Source organism: Pseudomonas sp. PDM01 (genome assembly GCF_014852325.1).
Taxonomy (GTDB): Bacteria; Pseudomonadota; Gammaproteobacteria; order Pseudomonadales; family Pseudomonadaceae; genus Aquipseudomonas; species Aquipseudomonas migulae.
Genome location: NZ_JACVBK010000001.1, coordinates 597,031 through 616,215, shown reverse-complemented (window position 1 = coordinate 616,215; position 19,185 = coordinate 597,031). Strand labels below are relative to the sequence as shown.

Below are 19,185 nucleotides of genomic sequence, written 5' to 3'. Positions count from 1 at the left end.
CAACTATGTATCTGGTGTGTGGCGAAGCGCTGTTCGATTTCTTCAGTGAAGACGACGCCAGCGGCCTGGCTTCAAAAGTGAATTTCAAGGCGATTGCCGGCGGCTCGCCCTTCAACGTAGCGGTCGGTTTGCGCCGCTTGGGCGTGGACGCGGCGCTGTTTGCCGGGTTGTCGACCGACTACCTGGGCCGGCGTTTGCAGCAAGTGTTGCAAGATGAAGGCGTACGCCCGGATTACCTGGTGGATTTCGCCGCACCGACCACCCTGTCGATGGTCGCGGTCGGTGCCAATGGTTCACCGCAGTACAGTTTCCGTGGTGAAGGTTGCGCAGATCGGCAGTTGAAACCGGAGCATTTGCCGGAACTGGGGCCAGAGGTGCGCGGCTTGCACATTGGCTCGTTCTCGTTGGTGGTGCAGCCGATTGCCGACACGTTGATGGCCCTGGTACAGCGGGAAAGTGGCAAGCGCCTGATCAGCCTTGATCCGAACGTGCGGCTCAACCCTGAACCGAACATCGAGCTATGGCGTTCGCGAGTTGCGACGCTGGTTGAACTGGCCGACCTGATCAAAGTCAGCGATGAGGACCTGAGCCTGTTGTTTCCCGGTCAGGATCCGCAGCGGGTGATTGAAGGCTGGTTGCAGCATCGCTGTCAGGTGGTGTTCCTGACCCGTGGCGGCGAAGGGGCGACGGTGTTTAGCCGCAATCACGGTTCGTGGTCGGTGCCGGCCTGTCCGGTGAAGATTGCCGACACCGTTGGGGCTGGCGATACGTTCCAGGCGGCGTTGATTACCTGGCTGACCGAGCAGCAGCTGGATTCGGTCGAGGGCGTGCAATCGCTGGCGCGCGAGCAGATCGACGGGATGTTGAAGTTTGCGGTGCGGGCAGCGGCGCTGACGTGCAGCAAGACCGGGCCGGATTTGCCGTTTCGGCAGCAGTTGGATCTTGGCTGAATGTGAGGGCCTCTTCGCGGGCAAGCCTCGCTCCTACAGGGTAGGCGTCGCGCCATAGAACCTGTAGGAGCGAGGCTTGCCCGCGAAGGCGGCCTAATTGTCACAACACCGAAAAGTTGTAACTCACAATCAACCGCGTCTCATCCACATCCCGCGCAAACTTCTCGTAGTTGGTCCGGTATGTCGCGTTCCGCAGCCGCAGGCTGACATCCTTGAACGTCCCGCTTTGCACCACGTACTTGAGCTCGCTGTCGCGCTCCCATTCCTTGCCTTCCTGATCGCTGCCAAGCACCTTGATGTGATCACCGTTGACGTAACGGGTCAGGAAACTCAGCCCGTTGATACCAATCGACTTGAAGTCATAGTCATAACGCAGTTGCCACGAACGCTCCTGCGCGGCGGCGAAGTCATTGACCTGCACGTAGTTCACCAGGTACGGATTGGTGCCATCCAGGTACGGCATCGAGTTGTCGCCGTTCATGCGCTGCCAACCGGCGCTGAAGGTGTGGCCGCTGATGGCGTACGCGAGCATGCCGCTCAGTGCGCGGTTGTCGATGGAGCCGGCACGCTCGGCGCCGCTGTCGGCACTCTTGAGCACGCGCAGATCAGCCTTGAGCACGCCCTCACCCAGCGGCTGACTGGCCAGCAAACCCACGAAGTGCTGGCGATAGATGTCTTCCAGCTCGGCGTAGTGATACTGCGCAGTCAGGCGCTCATTGATCTTGTAGTCGAAGCCATACATGTCGAAGTGATCGGCGGTGACGTTGCAGGCGTAGCGCTTGTTCTTGCAGTGCACGCGGATGTCCTGGGCGTCGGTCGAGTCCCGGGCGGTGTACTGGTCCAGGCGCGCGGCCATGAACGTCAGGTCCTTGATCTCTTTAGAGGTGAGCTGCGCGCCGTTGAACATGGTCGGCAGCAAACGCCCGTCGTTGTACTTGAGCAGCGGCACGTCGGGCAGCAGCGCGCCGTACTTCAATACGCTATCGGAGACGCGCACCTTGGCGGTCAGGCCGAGTTTGGCGTACTGGTCTTTCGAGCCACGCGGGTTTTCACCCGACGATGGCAGCAAGCCGCTGTTGCTGCTGTCGGCGCTGGAATCGAGTTTAAACCCGAGCATGCCCAGCGCATCGATACCGAAGCCGACGGTGCCTTCGGTGTACCCCGATTGCAGGTTAAGAATGAAGCCCTGCGCCGACTCTTCGCGCTTGGACGCGCCCTGTTCGGTGGACGTATGACCATCACGAAAATCACGGTTGAAATACACCGTGCGCGATTCGATCTTCGCCGTGGTGTCATCGAGAAAACCGCTCGCCTGAGCCTGGACGGTAAAACCGGCGCACAGGGCTAAAGCGCCGAAGCCGAGTGACTGGCGCGCGGTGATGAGTTGAAAAGGGGGACGCATGAAAAAGCTCCAACAGTGCAGCGTTTGCGCAAGGCGCAATAAGCCAGAAAATAGCTTCGCCCCGGACCAGGAACTGGCCAGGATGAAGGCGACACACGGGGGTGAGCAGCAATGATGGCAGAAGGCTTTTACCGGCTACAGACGACTTTAGTCGGAAAATGACTCCCTGTTCTGGCACGGCGCTGACCAGCGGGGGGCAATTGATCGATGAGCCTGCAGGCAAAGAGCCCCCGTGTTTATTGGTCGAAACCGTGCCATTAGGGGTTTTCCCGATGCCGGGGCACGCCCTCATCTACGGCATTTGCGCCTTGAACGAGGCGGTTTAATCCTGCACCATCCGCTCCTGCTTATCCAAAGGACGGAATTCAAGGCATGCTGGACGCAAACGCAATCCATATTTCCCTCACGCTGGAAGGCGTTTCCGCTGACCTTCAGGTACTCAGTTTCGTCGGTCGCGAAGCCCTCAATCAGCCCTTCTGCTTTGACATCGAACTGGTCAGCGCGCGCCCCGACCTGAAACTCGAAGAATTGCTGCACAAGCCCGGCTGCCTGACCTTCGGCGCCACCGGCGAAGGCATCATTCACGGCCTGGTCTATCGCATCGAGCAAGGCGACTCCGGCAAAAGCCTGACCCGCTACAGCATCAGCCTGGTGCCGCAACTGGCCTACCTGCGCCACAACCATGACCAGCAAATTTTCCAGCATTTGACGGTGCCGAAGATCATCGCCCAGGTCCTTGAGGCCCGCGGCATTCTGGCCGACGCTTATGACTTCCAGCTCGGCGCGATCTACCCTGAGCGCGTCTACTGCGTGCAGTACGACGAATCCGACCTGCATTTCATCCAGCGCCTGTGCGAAGAAGAAGGCATTCACTTCCACTTCCAGCACAGCAGCAGCGGCCACAAACTGGTGTTCGGCGATGACCAGACGGTGTTCCGCAAACTGGCGCCCGTGGCCTATCAGCAAGACTCCGGCATGGCCGCCGAGAAACCGGTGATCAAGCGCTTCAACCTGCGCCTGGAAACCCGCACCAGCCGCGTCAGCCGCCGCGATTACGACTTCGAAAAACCGCGCATCCTGCCTGAAGGCACCGCTTCCAGTGCGTTCGCTCCAGACCTGGAAGACTACGACTACCCCGGCCATTTCACCGACCGTGCCCGTGGCAAGCAACTGGCAACCCGCGCCCTCGAACGCCACCGCAGCGACTACAAACTCGCGGAAGGCAAAGGCGACCAGCCGACGCTGGTCAGCGGTCACTTCATGGCCCTGAGCGAACACCCGCGCGCCGAATGGAACGACCTCTGGCTGCTGCTGGAAGTGGTCCACGAAGGCAAGCAACCGCAAGTGCTCGGCGCCAACGTCACCAGCGACGTCACCCACAACAAAGACGATTTCCATCAGGGCTACCGCAACCGCTTCCTCGCCACGCCGTGGGACGCGCACTACCGCCCTGCCCTCGAACACCCGAAACCGCAAGTCCTCGGCAGCCAGACCGCCATCGTCACCGGCCCGCCCGGCTCGGAAATCCACTGCGACGAGTACGGCCGCGTCAAAGTGCAATTCCACTGGGACCGCGACGGCCAGGCCAACGACAACACCAGTTGCTGGCTGCGCGTCGCCACCGGCTGGGCCGGCAGCGCCTATGGCGGCATCGCCATCCCGCGTGTCGGCATGGAAGTGCTCGTCACCTTCCTCGAAGGCGACCCCGACCAACCGCTGGTCACCGGCTGCCTGTACCACAAGGAAAACGTCGTCCCCTACGACCTGCCGGCGAACAAAACCCGCAGCACCTTCAAGACCCTCAGCTCACCGGGCGGCAAGGGCTACAACGAATTTCGCATCGAAGACAAAAAAGGCGCGGAACAGATCTACCTGCATGCCCAGCGCGACTGGGATGAAAACATCGAACACGACCAGAAAATCCGCATCGGCAACGAGCGGCACGACACGGTTGAGGCGAAGGTGTTTAGCGAGTTCAAGGTTGAAGAGCATCGGATTACGCATCTGGATCGCAAGACTGAAGCGCGGGCGGACGATCACCTTACGGTGGGCGTAACCCAGCACGTGAAGGTCGGGACGGCGCAGTTTGTTGAGGCGGGTGAAGAGATTCACTACCACGCGGGTAATAAAGTGGTGGTTGAAGGCGGGATGGAACTGACGGCGAAGGCTGGCGGGAGTTTCGTCAAGGTGGATGCCGGGGGTGTGACGATTAGCGGGGCTGAGGTGAAGGCCAACTCGGGTGGTGCGCCGGGTGCGGGTACGGGGATTGCTCAGTTGCCGCCGGTGGTGCCGACGCCTGCCGATCAGGATCGTGCGGGGAATGTGGTGCAGGCGAAGACGGTTCACTGACAACTTGAAAGCCGCAACAAGCCATTCAAGTTGCGTCGCCCCCATAAAAAATCCAGCGTCTACGGGCGCTGGATTTGTCAGTACAGATCAAACGTCAGGCTGATGCCTTCCAGCCCAGCATCCGTTGCTGCGCAACCTTGAGTAAATCGCAACCGTCCTGCGTCAGCAGGTAAAGGGCGTGCGTGATGTGCGGGATATCCTGGACGTCGCCGTCCTTGAAACATTGGAGGTGGAGTGTTTCAAGTAGCTCGCTGGAGGCGCGGATGCGCTGGAGGGCGGCTTCGAGGATGTCTTGGGGGTTGGCTTCGGTGTCGATGACCAGAGGAGATGTTTCGGTGACGCTGCTTTTGATTGAACGGTGACGTTCGGGGAACGGATTAATCGTTGTCATAGTTAGTTACTCGCCTGTTTTGAAGTAACCGCCAGCACCGTGACCAAACGATGGGAGGCGGACCGTGTACAGGTTTGGTCAACTGAGAACAGTAACTCAGCTCGCCCGAAGGCGTCCTGCACACAGCCGCCACAGCATTGCGCCATGCGAACAGAGATGTCCGCAAAGCGAATGATGTCACACTTGTATGCACTGTTTAATTTTCAGGTGACCAAACCTGTTCGCTGATTTTGCAGCGAGCCCAAACAGTAATCGCTACGCCCCATCAGCCGAAAGTCGACAAAGCATCCATCCTTGTAGGACGAAGCCGAAGCTACCGAAGATTCTTGCCCCAACGAAACGCCTGACAGAATCGTCCCTTACGACAGGCGGCATTCAGCCGGGTTAACCATTGCTTAACCCTGCGGTCCAAGACTTTACTGGACCGCACGCCCTCAGGTTCCTCTGACGCCCAGTGCGGCAGGTTCGACGTTCACTACGTCGAACTCTCGTTCCGTCCGCACCGGAGATTGCTCATGAATACGCGCATTTTGCTGGTTACCGCTGCCCTCGCCTGCACCGGGTTTACCGGGCTTGCCCAGGCCGACGACACCACTTCCTCACAAGCCGTGCCCTACGAATACGGGATGCCGCTGCACGTGGCCAAGGTGGTTGCGCTGACCGAACCTACGACGCTGGACTGCAAAGTCATTACGGCTGAGATGAAGTACATCGATACGTCGGGCAAACCCGCAGAGATCTCGTATCGCAAATGGTCGGATGCGTGCAGTTATCAGAATTGATAACGCGACACTCATGCTTTTCTGTAGGAGCGAGCTTGCTCGCGAAAAACGTTCGGATAACGCGTTTATTCAGAAAACACGCGTTATCGTTTACGTCCATCGCGAGCAAACTTGCTCCTACAGGAGTGGGCTTAAAGCGCTTGCCGGTCGGGATGCAGCGTCTGCAGCGCTGCCCGATGCTGGATTTCGTTGCGCAGCTCGGCAATCAGGTCATTGATTTCCCGGCAGCCATTGAGTGTGCTGGCGTCTATGCCAGTGACCAATAGATCCACTTGATCGGTCTGGCCGTCGGCATACACCTTGATGCTCATCGACAGGTCGGGCGTCAGCGTGCATTGACAACGTTTCGGCAGAAAACTGCTTTCGATGATGTTGCGAAGTTCCAAGGCAGAAAGAAACATGGCGACCCTCTCCTTATGTGAGATTGCCAATCAGCTATCAATGCCGACTCAACTCATTCGCGGCCAGCTTCAGGACCAGATGAAGCATAAAACATGCCCCGGATTTCGCCGTGCAGCTCATCGGTAATTCAAAGGTTTAATGTGTCTTCAAGTAAATGGACTCATGCAGTCTGCATGAACGCAGGTTCTCGCCCCTGCAAATTGCAACCTGATGAGTCCGGGTTTGCATTGGCCGCCCATGGCAGTAAAAATGCGGCCACCCCCTTTCACATCCGCTGACCCTACTCACACGCAAGGAGGCATCATGGGTTCATTGACCCGAATCACTACCGTCGGCCTGATTGTTGCCGGGCTATCGACCGTTGTTCACGCAGCCAAACTCGAAGACGTTGCACCGTTTCCCAAAGCCGAAAACGGCTTCACCCGCCAGGTCATTCACCTCGCCCCGCAATCCGCTGAAGACAACTACCAGGTCGAAATTCTCGCTGGCAAGACCTTGACCGTTGACTGCAATCGCCAACGCCTGGGCGGCATGCTCGAGGAGAAAAACCTCGAAGGCTGGGGCTACCCGTTCTACCGCCTGGAAAAAGTGATCGGCCCGATGAGCACGCTGATGGCCTGCCCGGATGGCAAAAGCAAACAGGACTTCGTCCCGGTGGTCGGTGACGGCTTCAGGTTGCGCTACAACAGCAAGCTGCCGATCGTGCTGTATGTGCCCAAGGACGTTGAAGTGCGCTATCGGATCTGGTCGGCGTCGAGCACGGTCGAAAAAGCTGTTCAGGAATAATCCCCGCCCAAATGCAATACCTGTAGGAGCAAGCTTGCTCGCGATAGCGGACTTTCAGCCACCAGATGTGTTGAATGTACAACCGTCATCGCGAGCAGGCTCGCTCCCACAGGGGGAACGGGTGATCGATTAGCGCCCAGCGCCCGCTCACGCTTACGCTGGGGCGTCGCTCAATGCAGCGCGCTCGGCGACGTGGCGCAAGCTGTCGAAGTTGATGTTGGCACCGGAGTCGATGGCCACCAGCGTCTGACCACGCACGCCAGTCTGCGCCACGTACTTCTTGATGCCCGCCACGGCCAACGCGCCGGAAGGTTCGGTGATCGAGCGGGTATCGTCGTAGATGTTCTTGATCGCCGCGCAGAGTTCGTCGTTGCTGACGGTCAGCACCTCATCCACGCAAAACCGGCAGACCTCGAAACCATAAGCGCCGATCTGCGCGACAGCGACGCCATCGGCGAACGTACCGACGTTGGACAGGACAACACGCTCGTCTGCCTGTAAGGCGGCGCGCAGGCATGCGGAATGTTCCGACTCGACGCCAATGATGCGGACTTCAGGCCGCAGGTATTTGACGTACGCGGCGATGCCCGCGATCAGGCCGCCACCGCCCACCGGCACGAAGATCGCGTCGAGCGCTCCTTGGTGCTGACGGAGGATTTCCATGGCGACGGTGCCCTGCCCCGCGATCACGTCCGGGTCGTCGAAGGGCGAAACGAAGGGGCGGCCGGTTTGTTCTGCCAGGTTCAAGGCGTACGCCAGGGCAAACGGAAAACTCTCCCCATGCAGCACGGCATCGGCACCGCGGCTGCGCACTCCAAGCACCTTCAATTCCGGTGTGGTGGCGGGCATGACGATGGTCGCGGCAATCCCCAATTCACGCGCCGCCAGCGCCACGCCCTGGGCATGGTTGCCTGCCGAGGCGGTGATCACACCGCGCGCCTTCTGCTCATCGCTCAGTTGCACCAGTTTGTTGTAGGCGCCACGGATCTTGAAGGAAAAGGTTGGCTGCAAGTCTTCGCGTTTCAGCAGGATCTGATTGCCCAGGGCTTCGGACATCGCCGGCGCGGCTTGCAACGGCGTGCGTACCGCCAGCTCGTACACCGGCGCGGCGAGGATCTTTTTGACGTAATGCTCAAGCAAGGTCTGCTGGGCGGGTGTGCTGTTCATGGTCGTCTCCTGCGTTGATCAGAACCCAAGAGACAGAAAGTAAAAACCCGCCTCTAGGGCGGGTTGGGTGCTGCAGTCGTGAGCTAGCCCGCCAAATAAGGAATGGCGGTAATAATGCTTGGCTGGCAGCGCAATACGGTGGAAGTCATGGCTGGAAATTAGCCGGGCATGGCAGGCAAGTCAATGGCCAAATTTTCCCGGCCTGTGTAGGCTCGCTGTTCTGCTCATCGTCCAAGGAAGGAAACCATGAAGTCTGTCGCCCTGCCCCTGATTGCCCTGCTCGCCTTCGCTGGCTACACCGTTGCGGTGATGCTCCAGGCGGAACAATCGTTGATCGAATTTGGCATCAGCCTGATGTCACGACCTGATACGGCGCAGGTGGTGATTGATCTTTACCTGCTGGCGACGCTGGCCGGGGTGTGGATGTACAGCGATGCGCGCAAGCGTGGGCAGTCGGGGTGGTCGGTGGTGCCTTATCTGGTGATTACGGCGGTTTTTGTGTCGATTGGGCCGTTGTTGTATCTGGTGGTTCGCGGGTTGCAGGATCGGAAGAGGTCTGTGGGTGCCGCGCAAGAAGTCTGATCCGAAGTGTTTGGTGTTATTGAGGCCGCCATCGCCGGCAAGCCGGCTCCTACAAGTTGTGCGCGCCGCTGTAGGAGCCGGCTTGCCGGCGATTACGGCCTGACATTCACCACATCATTTGGCCAACCGCCTGAGCCCCAACACCATCACTCCCGCCCCGAGCATCATCGCCGTCAAAAACAATGGATACGACACCCACCACGGCGTCCCCGCCGTCATCATGCTGAACTCGGACATGCCGCCGATGCTCGCAATCAGGTTCAGCGGCAGGAACACCACGTTGATCAGCGTCAGTTTGCGCAGCAAGTTGTTCATGCTGTTGTTCATCAAGTTGCCCCGGGCGTCGATCAGCCCGGAGAACACCGTGGAATAGATTTCCGCCTGCTTGTAGCACTGGTTGTTTTCAATGATCAGGTCGTCGATCAGGCCGATGGCCTCGGCGCCGAAGTGCTCCTTTTCCGCGTGGTTGCGCAGTCGGGTCAGGACCGCGCCGTTGCTGTGTATCGCATTGATGTAATAGATCAGGCTTTCGCTGAGGTTGAACATCTGAATCAGGTGCTGGTTCTGCATCGACGCGTTGAATTTCTGCTGCAACTCCCGCGCAACCAGCTTGATCACCTTGAGGTGGCCCAGGTAGTGATGGATGTTGTTGAACAGCAGATCCAGCAACACATCCAACGGCGTGTTCAGTTTCTGCCGGGTGCCGAGCCCATGCAGCGGTGAATCGTCGGTGGCGATCACCAGCAAACGCTGGGTAGAAAACAGCAAGCCGCAGGACGACACCTCAAAAGCCAGGCTGCCGGCGCCGGAGTAGTTCTCCGGACGCTTCCAGATCAGGAACAGGTTGTCGGGGTGAAACTCGATGCGCGATACCTCGTCCGGGTCCAGCGCCGACGCCAGGGCGTGTTCATCGAGTTTGAAATGGCTGTGCAGCAAGTCGCGCTCGGCCGCATCGGGGTTGCTGAACAGCATCACTTCGGCGTCCAGCCGTTCGACCGCATGCAGCACGCCGTGGGTCAGTTGAAAGCTCTTGATCATCGGCCGTTCACCAGGCCTGGCCGCGGCGTTTGAGTTCCAGTCGGCGGACGAATTCTTCCAGCACCAACGAGTACAAATCGTCCTGCAGATACGCGTCTTCGATGCCGGCATCCATGTTCGGGTTGTCGTTGACCTCGATCACCACCACCTTGTCCCCGGACTGCTTGAGGTCGACGCCGTAGAGGCCGTCGCCAATGAGGTTCGCGGTTTTCACCGCCAGCTCCACCACCGCACGCGGTGCTTCGTGAACTGCCAGGGTACGGCATTCGCCGTTGATGTCCTGCCCCTTGGCCTTGTGGTTGTAGATCTGCCAATGGCCCTTGGACATGAAGTACTGGCAGGCAAAGATCGGTTTGCGGTTGAGCACGCCGATGCGCCAGTCATACTCGGTGTAGAAGAACTCCTGAGCCAGCAACAGCACCGAGTGTTCGAACAGTTCGGCGGTCGCTTCGAGCAAGGCTTGCTGGCTTTCGACCTTGATCACGCCGCGGGAGAAACAACCGTCGGGAATCTTCAACACCAGCGGAAAGCCCAGGCGCTCGCCGACCCGTTCGAAGTCTTCCGGTCGTTCCTTGTAGAGGATTTCAGTAGCGGGCATGCCCAATTGATGGCTGTTGAGCAGGTCGGTCAGGTAGACCTTGTTGGTGCAACGCAGGATCGAGGCCGGGTCATCCATCACCACCAGCCCTTCGCTCTCGGCTTTTTTCGCGAAACGGTAGGTGTGGTTGTCTACGCTTGTGGTCTCGCGGATCAACAGCCCGTCGTATTCGGCGATGCGTGCGTAGTCCTTGCGCTCGATCAGCTCCACATCAATGCCCAAGGTCTTGCCCACGCGTACGAAATTTTCCAGCGCCTTGGGGTTGGACGGCGGCAACGCTTCCTGCGGATCGTGCAGGATCGCCAGGTCATAACGGGCCAGGCGTCGCGACCGTGGCACGCGCCAGATCTTGCGGCTGAACGTGTCGAGTGAGTGGGCGAACTGATCTTCCTGATCTTCGCGCAACTTGTGCAAGGCGCCAGACTTTATTCCTTCGATGTGCCAGCCGTTAGTTCTACGAAACTCAACTAACAATATCGGGCACGGAAACACTTCAAACAACTGCCGCGCCAAATCCTGCAACGGCTCTATATGTGTCTTGCCAAAATACAGGGTCAGGATAAAACCTTCAGTATCACTGTAAAGGTGATGACTGAGGGCTTTTTCCAGGGTTTTATCCAAGTCATCCAGCGCCAGACCGTACAGGGCTTTGCGAGTCAGTTCGCTGATGGTGCGCACCGATGGAATAACCTTGTGCCCCCGCGCCTCGGCCAGCAGCGAGCAGTAATAACCGTGCCCGAGGTACTTGTAGCTGCGGCACAGGTTGATCACCTGGACCCGTTTGCCCTGCTCGTTGTCGCGGGTCTGCTCGAGGTATTCCTGAGCCGTGACGATGTCTTCGCTGGGAAAGTAGGACGCCCAGTCTTCCTTGCGTTCGACGATGATAATCAACTGACTTGAAGTTCTAACCGTGTCATTTAAAAAAGTTGCTGCCGGCAAACTTTGCTCGGATACTTCGCGCCAATGACCTTGTACCGCTGACATAGTGATTGATCCGTTGGAGAACAAGACCTTTCCTATTAAGCACGAACTTTTTCGAAAGTCCCGTTTCGTTACGCAACTTTTACGGCGGTCATATGAATCCTGTCTTTCGCTTGGCGGTAGTTGAAGACTTACCCGCGTTGCTGGCACTTGAACAGCAATGTTTCACCACGGACCGGCTCACCAGCCGCAGCTTTCAATGGATGATCACCCGCGCTCACGGACGACTGCTGGTGGCTCAGCGTGGCGAGCAATTGCTGGGTTACGCGGTGGTGTTGTTTCACCGGGGCACATCGCTGGCGCGGCTCTACTCGATTGCCATCGCCGAACAGGCTCGCGGCAGTGGGCTCGGCAAGCAATTGCTGGAACGCATCGAGGCCTGCGCCCTGGAACACGACTGCGCGTACCTGCGGCTGGAAGTGCGCATCGACAACCCCGCCGCCATCGCCCTGTATGAGCGCAACGGTTACCGGCGCTTCGCGCTGATCCATGATTATTACCAGGACCATGCCGATGCGCTGCGCCTGGAAAAACGCATCCTTCAGCACCGTGACTCGCGCAATATCAACGTGCCCTGGTACGCCCAGACCACCGATTTCACCTGCGGCCCCGCGTGCCTGTTGATGGCCATGGGCGCACTGCAAGCCGGTCGCATGCTGGAGCGCCGCGAAGAACTGCAGATCTGGCGCGAAGCGACCACCGTGTTCATGACCTCTGGCCACGGCGGGTGCAGCCCTCAAGGCCTGGCATTGGCGGCGGCGCGACGCGGGTTTCGTGTGCGCCTGCAAGTGAGCATGGCCGGGCCGTTGTTTCTCGATGGCGTGCGCGATGAGCATAAAAAAGACGTCATGCGCCTGGTGCACGAGGAGTTCATGGCTCAATTGGGAACGACCGACGTCGAACAGGTGCTCGGTGGTCCGCTGGACCTGCCACGGGTACTGAACGACGGCGGCCAGCCGCTGGTGCTGATCAGCAGCTACCGGCTGACCCGCTCCAAGTCGCCGCACTGGGTGATCGTCACCGATTGCGATGAGGAATTTGTGTACCTGCACGACCCGGATGTCGACCATAGCCAGCATCGTCAGCCCATGGATTGCCAGCATTTGCCGGTCAGCCATGGGGAGTTCGAGAAGATGTGCAGTTTCGGGCGCGGCAAGTTGCGGGCGGCGGTGATTCTTTATCGCCGCTCCCTGTAGCAGTTGGCGGAACCTGTGGGAGCGAGCCTGCTCGCGATGGGGCCTTACCAATCAACATAGATGTTGGCCATAAGTCCGCTATCGCGAGCAGGCTCGCTCCCACAAGTTTCGTCAGCGGCTACAGGAATTGTGTTTATTTCAGGCCTACTTTGTACAACACGCCATCATCCTCATCGGTGAGCACATACAAATACCCGTCCGGCCCCTGCCGCACGTCGCGGATGCGTTTGTTCAGCTCGCCCATCAAGCGCTCTTCGTGAACCACCCGGTCGCCGTCCAACTGCAGGCGTATCAACTCCTGACTGACCAGCGCACCGATGAACACGTTGTGCTGCCACGCCTTGAAGCGGTCAGCGTCGTAAAACGCCATGCCGCTCAGGCCGGGAGATTTTTCCCAGACGTGGCGCGGCGCAACAGTGCCCACAGCGGTCTTGCCCGTGGCTTCCGGGATCGGTTGACCGGAGTAGTTGATGCCATGGGTCGCCAGAGGCCAGCCGTAATTCTTGCCACGCTCGATGATGTTGATCTCGTCACCGCCACGCGGGCCGTGTTCGTTTTCCCAGAGCACGCCTGCCCAGGGATTGAGCGCCGCGCCTTGTGGATTGCGCTGGCCATACGACCAGATTTCCGGACGCACGCCCGTCTGGCCGACAAAGGGGTTGTCGTCGGGCACCGTGCCGTCCGGGTAGATCCGCACGACCTTGCCTTGCAGCTTGTCCAGATCTTGCGCGGTTGGCCGGTCATTGTTCTCGCCGAGGGTGATGAACAGGTAGCCGTCACGGTCGAACACCAGTCGCGAACCAAAGTGATTGCCGACCGAGAGTTTGGGCTCCTGACGGAAGATCACTTTGAAATTCCTGATCGCCGTCAGGTCTTGCGACAGTTGCCCGCGACCGACCGCCGTACCGGCCTTGTTTCCCTCGCCGCCACCTTCGGCGTAGGACAGATAGACCGTGCGGTCCTGTTTGAAATCGGGCGACAGCACCACGTCGAGCAGGCCACCCTGCCCTTTGGCCCAGACCTTCGGCACGCCACTGAGCGGTGCCGAAAGCTTGCCGTCGACGCTGACCACGCGCAGGTTGCCGGGCCGTTCGGTCACCAGCATCCCTTGGCGATCCGGTAGAAACGCCAAGGCCCACGGATGATCCAGCCCCTTGACGATGGGCGTGACCTCAAGGGTGCCCTGCTCACTTTTCAGCGCTTGCGCGGGTGCCGCGATAACGGGTGCGGCGGCGCTGATCAGGGCGCTGGCGCAAACGGTGGCCAGGAGGGTTTTACGCAACATGCACGATTCCTTTTGTCGTCTGAATGGCCGGCAAGACGTGCGTCCTGCTGCTCAACGGTTGCTGGTGCCTGCGTCTCGATGGGGCGGATTGGGGATGAATTTCGGTGGGCTGACAGGCGCCGACCGATCCTGGGGATAGCGGTTGCCAATGCCGCCGTTGTCCAGCGTTGGCGGCCGAGGAACAGGCACGGTATTGGGCCCGCGGATGGCCGGCGCACTGGGTTGTGTGCCTTGCATGCTATTGGGGTTGGCCCGGCGAATCGGGCTGTTGTAAGGATTGCTGGTGGCGCCCGTCGGGCTCTGGGCCAACAGCATCGGGAATGCGGGTAACCGGGTGTCGGCCTGGGCCAGTTGGCTCAGTACGCCAGTCAATGCCATCGTGATGATGCCAAACGCTAATCGGTTCATGGCCAGCCTCTCGAGGTGATACAGCCTTCGATAGCACGCTACGCCGAGGGTTCGGATTTGTTAACCAAAACCATGTAACACGAAGTTGATCCCCTGCCAGGACTGGCTGGTACGCCGCTGAAAACTTTGCGCCGGGCCATGGGCAGCCGCGACGCGTCAATCAGATCCAGACAAAAATCGCCAGCAACCCGGCAAAAATCGCCCACTTTTCCAGGTAATAGAGTGTGCGGTTGCGCTTCTTCAACGCTTTGCCGCGCAGGCGAATCTTGTAGATCCTGGTGAACAGTCGATTGATGCCACCCGTCTTGTCGCCCGCTTCGTTCGGTGCACCGGCCGCCGACATCACGTTACGGCTGAACCAGCCATTGAACGCCGCTGCCCAGCGATACTTCATGGGGCGCTCGATGTCGCAGAACAAAATGATGCGGTTCTGCTGCGTAGTGTTTTCGGCGTAATGAATGAAGGTCTCGTCGAACATCACCGCTTCACCGTCACGCCAGTGATAGTTCTCGCCATCGACGTTGATGTAGCAACCGGCGTCGTTCGGCGTCTCCAGGCCCAGGTGATAACGGTAGGAACCGGCATACGGGTCGCGGTGACGCACCAGTTTCGAACCGGGGGGCAGTTCGGCGAACATCGCCGCCTTGATCGAACCGATGCTCTGCACCAGTTCGGTGGTGCGCGGGCAAAGCTTCATTGCCGAAGGATGACTGTCGCCGTACCACTTCAAGTAGAAGCGCTTCCAGCCGGTTTTGAAGAACGAGTTGAAGCCGACGTCGTCGTACTGGTTCGAGCGCTTGATCTCACCCGCCTTGAGCAGGTTCTGACCTTCGGCGCGGATTTCTTCCCAATGGGCCTGCAACGGGCTCAGGTCCGGGAAGTCGGCCGGATCGAGATACGGTTTGTTGGGAATTTTCGAGAACAGGTACAGGAAGCAATTGATCGGCGCGAGAAACGTCGAGTGATCGCTCAGTTGGCGGCCCAGCTTGTGGCGCACCTGACCGCGCAGGTGGACGTACGCAATCGATACAACATAAATAGCGGCAATGATGAGTTTCACGGAAATCGTCACACGTCAGAAGTGAACAAACTGCGTCCCCTGACAGGCCCGACGGCCCAAGGGTCTTGTGCAGCGTCTGAATACGAAACAGCGTCCCTGAGGCGCGTCCTTGAGCATGCCGGCGGTCGGCATCCGGTTGAAAGATGGCATTTTAGCCACGAGCTGTAACAAATAGTTAGCGTTCAACTGTGAAAATCTGTCCACTTGTACCGCCAAAGCATCCGTGCGGCCTCAACGCCCTATCGTTTAAAGAGCCAGACCAGTACAATCGCCGCCAAACATTACGCGCCCCCCTTGGTTGATGACGGGAATGAACCCCGTCTCAGCGCACTTCGACTCGGGCCAAGCGCTCCAACTGCTGCTGTCCACTTATTGCCAGATGGACCTTCCGCTTCTGATCGGGATGTATTTCCCGTGGTTTGAATACCGGAAACGGGTACTGAATCGGTACTGCCGCAACCCTAGCTACTCTGAATGCTTCGCAGGAAAAACCTTTGATCTCTACAGCTAACATCACGATGCAGTTCGGCGCCAAGCCGCTATTCGAAAACGTTTCGGTCAAATTCGGCGCGGGCAACCGCTACGGCTTGATCGGCGCCAACGGCTGCGGCAAGTCGACTTTCATGAAAATCCTCGGTGGCGACCTCGAGCCTTCCGGCGGTCAGGTCATGCTCGAGCCGAACGTGCGTCTGGGTAAATTGCGCCAGGACCAGTTCGCCTACGAAGAATTCACCGTGATCGACACCGTGATCATGGGTCACGAAGAACTGTGGAAGGTTAAAGCCGAGCGCGACCGCATCTACTCGCTGCCGGAAATGACCGAAGAAGACGGCATGGCCGTGGCCGAGCTGGAAACCGAATTCGCCGAAATGGACGGCTACACCGCCGAATCCCGTGCCGGCGAACTGTTGCTGGGCCTGGGTATCGGCATCGAGCAGCACTTTGGCCCGATGAGCGAGGTTTCCCCAGGCTGGAAACTCCGTGTATTGCTGGCGCAGGCGCTGTTCTCCGATCCTGAAGTGCTGTTGCTCGACGAACCGACCAACCACCTGGACATCAACACCATCCGCTGGCTGGAAAACGTGCTGACCCAGCGCTCCAGCCTGATGATCATCATCTCTCACGACCGTCACTTCCTGAACAGCGTGTGCACCCACATGGCTGACCTGGATTACGGCGAGCTGCGCCTGTTCCCGGGCAACTACGACGAGTACATGACCGTGGCGACCCAGTCCCGCGAGCAACTGCTGTCGGACAACGCCAAGAAGAAAGCACAGATTTCCGAGCTGCAATCGTTCGTCAGCCGCTTCTCGGCCAACGCCTCGAAAGCCAAGCAGGCCACTTCCCGCGCCAAGGCGATCGACAAGATCCAGCTGGCCGAGGTCAAGCCTTCGAGCCGTGTGAGCCCGTTCATCCGCTTCGAACAAACCAAGAAGCTGCACCGTCAAGCGGTCATCGTCGAGGGCATGGCCAAAGGCTTCGACGGCAAGACACTGTTCAAGGACTTCAGCTTCCAGGTTGAAGCTGGCGAGCGCGTTGCGATCATCGGCCCGAACGGTATCGGTAAAACCACCCTGCTGCGCACCCTGGTCAACGAATTGACCCCGGATGCCGGCACCGTGAAGTGGACCGACGCCGCGGAACTGGGCTACTACGCCCAGGACCACGCGCACGACTTCGAAGACGACTGCAACCTGTTCGACTGGATGGGCCAGTGGACCCAGGGCGGCGAGCAACTGGTTCGCGGCACCCTCGGCCGCATGCTGTTCTCCAACGACGAGATTCTGAAGTCGGTCAAGGTCATCTCCGGTGGTGAGCAAGGTCGCATGCTGTTCGGCAAGCTGATCCTGCAAAAACCGAACGTGCTGATCATGGACGAACCGACCAACCACTTGGACATGGAATCCATCGAGGCGCTGAACCTGGCGCTGGAGAACTATCCGGGCACGCTGATCTTCGTCAGCCACGACCGTGAGTTCGTATCGTCGCTGGCCACCCGCATCATCGAGTTGAGCCCTAGCGGCGTGATCGACTTCAGCGGTACCTACGATGACTACCTGCGTAGTCAGGGCGTTGTGTTCTAAGACACGCCTTGCTGCAACTGAAAGCCCTGTCCTTGTGACGGGGCTTTTTGCATTACATGGCCAAGGAATGTTGGGGTGCCAAGACCATCGCGAGCAGGCTCGCTCCCACAGGTGACCGCATTCCAATGTGGGAGCGAGCCTGCTCGCGAAGAGGCCCTTAAAAACACCACCGATATAGTTAGCCTGCTTTCTTTTATTCCACACCCGCGCCATGATGGACCTCTCCCACCGCCGCCCGCGAACGAGCCCTCATGTCTGCGCAGCAACTGCCACCGCAAAGCTCCATGGCGATCACCCTGCAGATCGTCTCCATCGTTTTCTATACCTTTATTGCCTTCCTCTGCATCGGCCTGCCGATTGCGGTGTTGCCAGGTTATGTCCACGAACAACTCGGGTTCAGCGCCGTCGTCGCAGGGCTGACCATCGGTTCGCAATACCTCGCCACCCTGCTCAGCCGCCCGATGGCCGGGCGCATGTCGGACAGCATCGGCACGAAACGATCGATTGTTTACGGGTTGGCGGGGATTGTCTTGAGCGGCGCGCTGACGTTGCTGTCGACGCTGCTGCAAAGCTTTCCGCTGACGAGCCTGTTGATCCTGATCGCCGGCCGTTTGTTGCTGGGCATCGCGCAGGGCTTGATCGGCGTCGGCACCATCAGTTGGTGCATGGGCCAGGTTGGCGCGGAACATACCGCGCGTTCGATCTCCTGGAATGGCATCGCGTCCTACGGCGCCATCGCGATCGGTGCGCCATTGGGCGTCGTGATGGTGGCCGCGTATGGTTTTGCCAGCCTGGGCATCGCGCTGTCATTGCTGGCCGCGTTGGCGCTGCTGCTGATCCGCAATAAACCTTCGGTGCCAGTGGTTCGCGGTGAGCGCCTGCCGTTCTGGGCGGTGTTCGGGCGCATTGCACCGTTCGGCGCGAGTTTGAGCCTGGCGTCAATCGGCTACGGCACGTTGACCACCTTTATTACCCTGTATTACGTCAACCGTGGCTGGACCGGCGCCGCGTACTGCCTGACGGTGTTCGGCGTCTGCTTCATTCTGGCGCGACTGCTGTTCATTTCCAGCATCAGTCGTTTTGGTGGATTCACCTCGGCGATTGTCTGCATGAGCATTGAAACAGCGGGCCTGGTGCTGCTGTGGCTCGCGCCGTCGACCGGTTTCGCCCTGATTGGCGCGGGTCTGGCCGGGTTTGGCCTGTCACTGGTGTACCCGGCGCTGGGGGTAGAAGCCATTAAACAGGTGCCCAATTCCAGTCGCGGCGCAGGTTTGAGTGCTTACGCAGTGTTTTTCGATCTGGCGCTGGCGATTGCCGGACCGCTGATGGGCGCGGTGGCGTTGAACATGGGGTACTCGTGGATTTTCTTCAGCGCGGCAATGTTGTCGATCACCGGCCTGGCCCTGACTCTGCTACTGAAACGCCGCGCCATAGCCTGATCAACACAAACCTTGCTGGCGATGGCGATTTCATGGGCGCCATCGCCAGCAAGCCGGCTCCTACGGATTCGGGGATGTTGGGGTTTGTGGGTGCGCCGCAGGACCTGTAGGAGCCCGGCTTGCTGGCGATGGCGATTTCATGGGCGCCATCGCCGGCAAGCCGGCTCCTACGGATTCGGGGATGACTGGGTTTGTGGGTGCACCACAAGACCTGTAGGAGCCCCGCTTGCTGGCGATGGCGATTTCATGGGCGCCATCGCCGGCAAGCCGGCTCCTACGGATTCG

16 protein-coding genes and 1 pseudogene are annotated in these 19,185 nt (G+C 59.3%); 8 read left to right on the top strand and 9 right to left on the bottom strand.

Annotated elements, in window-relative coordinates:
- Positions 1-5 precede the first annotated feature (5 nt).
- Complete coding sequence (locus IB246_RS02905; RefSeq protein WP_008044250.1) at positions 6-950, top strand: carbohydrate kinase family protein; 945 nt, start codon at positions 6-8, stop codon at positions 948-950.
- 100 nt (positions 951-1,050) lie between these two features.
- Here IB246_RS02905 and IB246_RS02900 read toward each other — a convergent pair whose 3' ends face one another.
- On the bottom strand, positions 1,051-2,352 hold the full coding sequence (locus tag IB246_RS02900) for an OprD family porin (RefSeq protein ID WP_008044248.1): 1,302 nt from the start codon (positions 2,350-2,352) through the stop codon (positions 1,051-1,053).
- Positions 2,353-2,724: 372 nt separating this feature from the next.
- Between IB246_RS02900 and IB246_RS02895 the strand changes: the two genes are divergently transcribed.
- A complete protein-coding gene (locus tag IB246_RS02895) occupies positions 2,725-4,701 on the top strand; it encodes a type VI secretion system tip protein VgrG (RefSeq protein WP_008044246.1) in 1,977 nt (658 codons plus the stop codon).
- Positions 4,702-4,795: 94 nt separating this feature from the next.
- Here the strand turns inward: IB246_RS02895 and IB246_RS02890 are convergent, their stop codons facing one another.
- Positions 4,796-5,092 carry a hypothetical protein gene (locus tag IB246_RS02890; RefSeq protein WP_008044244.1) on the bottom strand — a complete coding sequence of 99 codons (297 nt, stop codon included), beginning with the start codon at positions 5,090-5,092 and terminating at the stop codon, positions 4,796-4,798.
- Between the two features lie 515 nt (positions 5,093-5,607).
- Here IB246_RS02890 and IB246_RS02885 point away from each other — a divergent pair.
- Positions 5,608-5,874, top strand: a complete 267-nt coding sequence (locus tag IB246_RS02885) for a DUF2790 domain-containing protein (RefSeq protein ID WP_008044241.1) — start codon at positions 5,608-5,610, stop codon at positions 5,872-5,874.
- 131 nt (positions 5,875-6,005) lie between these two features.
- On the opposite strand, the gene IB246_RS02880 is transcribed toward IB246_RS02885, so the two are convergent.
- Positions 6,006-6,275 (bottom strand): DUF1652 domain-containing protein, encoded by a 270-nt coding sequence (locus IB246_RS02880; RefSeq protein ID WP_008044239.1) that lies wholly within the window; start codon positions 6,273-6,275, stop codon positions 6,006-6,008.
- Positions 6,276-6,579: 304 nt separating this feature from the next.
- On the opposite strand from IB246_RS02880, the gene eco reads away from it, so the two are divergent.
- Positions 6,580-7,062: a serine protease inhibitor ecotin gene (gene eco / locus IB246_RS02875; protein WP_008026580.1), complete on the top strand. Its 483-nt coding sequence runs from the start codon at positions 6,580-6,582 to the stop codon at positions 7,060-7,062.
- Between the two features lie 165 nt (positions 7,063-7,227).
- Here eco and ilvA read toward each other — a convergent pair.
- Positions 7,228-8,229 (bottom strand): annotated as a pseudogene (ilvA, locus tag IB246_RS02870) (threonine ammonia-lyase, biosynthetic); the annotation flags it as partial.
- A gap of 246 nt (positions 8,230-8,475) precedes the next feature.
- On the opposite strand from ilvA, the gene IB246_RS02865 reads away from it, so the two are divergent.
- The gene (locus tag IB246_RS02865; RefSeq protein WP_008044233.1) at positions 8,476-8,811 is read left to right on the top strand and encodes a DUF2834 domain-containing protein; all 336 of its coding nucleotides are present in this window, start codon (positions 8,476-8,478) and stop codon (positions 8,809-8,811) included.
- Positions 8,812-8,925: 114 nt separating this feature from the next.
- Here the strand turns inward: IB246_RS02865 and IB246_RS02860 are convergent, their stop codons facing one another.
- On the bottom strand, positions 8,926-9,849 hold the full coding sequence (locus IB246_RS02860) for a magnesium transporter CorA family protein (protein WP_008044231.1): 924 nt from the start codon (positions 9,847-9,849) through the stop codon (positions 8,926-8,928).
- Positions 9,850-9,856: 7 nt separating this feature from the next.
- Positions 9,857-11,431, bottom strand: a complete 1,575-nt coding sequence (locus tag IB246_RS02855) for a RimK family protein (RefSeq protein WP_008044229.1) — start codon at positions 11,429-11,431, stop codon at positions 9,857-9,859.
- 92 nt (positions 11,432-11,523) lie between these two features.
- Between IB246_RS02855 and rimI the strand changes: the two genes are divergently transcribed.
- Positions 11,524-12,624 (top strand): ribosomal protein S18-alanine N-acetyltransferase, encoded by a 1,101-nt coding sequence (rimI, locus tag IB246_RS02850; RefSeq protein ID WP_192229990.1) that lies wholly within the window; start codon positions 11,524-11,526, stop codon positions 12,622-12,624.
- A 133-nt stretch (positions 12,625-12,757) separates the two neighbouring features.
- Here rimI and IB246_RS02845 read toward each other — a convergent pair whose 3' ends face one another.
- From IB246_RS02845 to lpxO, 3 genes are all read right to left on the bottom strand, one after another.
- Positions 12,758-13,909 (bottom strand): PQQ-dependent sugar dehydrogenase, encoded by a 1,152-nt coding sequence (locus IB246_RS02845; RefSeq protein ID WP_008040625.1) that lies wholly within the window; start codon positions 13,907-13,909, stop codon positions 12,758-12,760.
- Positions 13,910-13,960: 51 nt separating this feature from the next.
- A complete protein-coding gene (locus IB246_RS02840) occupies positions 13,961-14,317 on the bottom strand; it encodes a hypothetical protein (RefSeq protein ID WP_008040623.1) in 357 nt (118 codons plus the stop codon).
- Positions 14,318-14,477: 160 nt separating this feature from the next.
- Positions 14,478-15,377, bottom strand: coding sequence for a lipid A hydroxylase LpxO (gene lpxO, locus IB246_RS02835; protein ID WP_008040621.1), 900 nt, complete (start codon positions 15,375-15,377; stop codon positions 14,478-14,480).
- 494 nt (positions 15,378-15,871) lie between these two features.
- Here lpxO and IB246_RS02830 point away from each other — a divergent pair, with 494 nt between their 5' ends.
- Both IB246_RS02830 and IB246_RS02825 read left to right on the top strand, forming a co-directional pair.
- The gene (locus tag IB246_RS02830; RefSeq protein WP_008026595.1) at positions 15,872-17,461 is read left to right on the top strand and encodes an ABC-F family ATPase; all 1,590 of its coding nucleotides are present in this window, start codon (positions 15,872-15,874) and stop codon (positions 17,459-17,461) included.
- A gap of 251 nt (positions 17,462-17,712) precedes the next feature.
- On the top strand, positions 17,713-18,900 hold the full coding sequence (locus IB246_RS02825; protein ID WP_008040619.1) for an MFS transporter: 1,188 nt from the start codon (positions 17,713-17,715) through the stop codon (positions 18,898-18,900).
- The last annotated feature ends 285 nt before the right edge of the window (positions 18,901-19,185 follow it).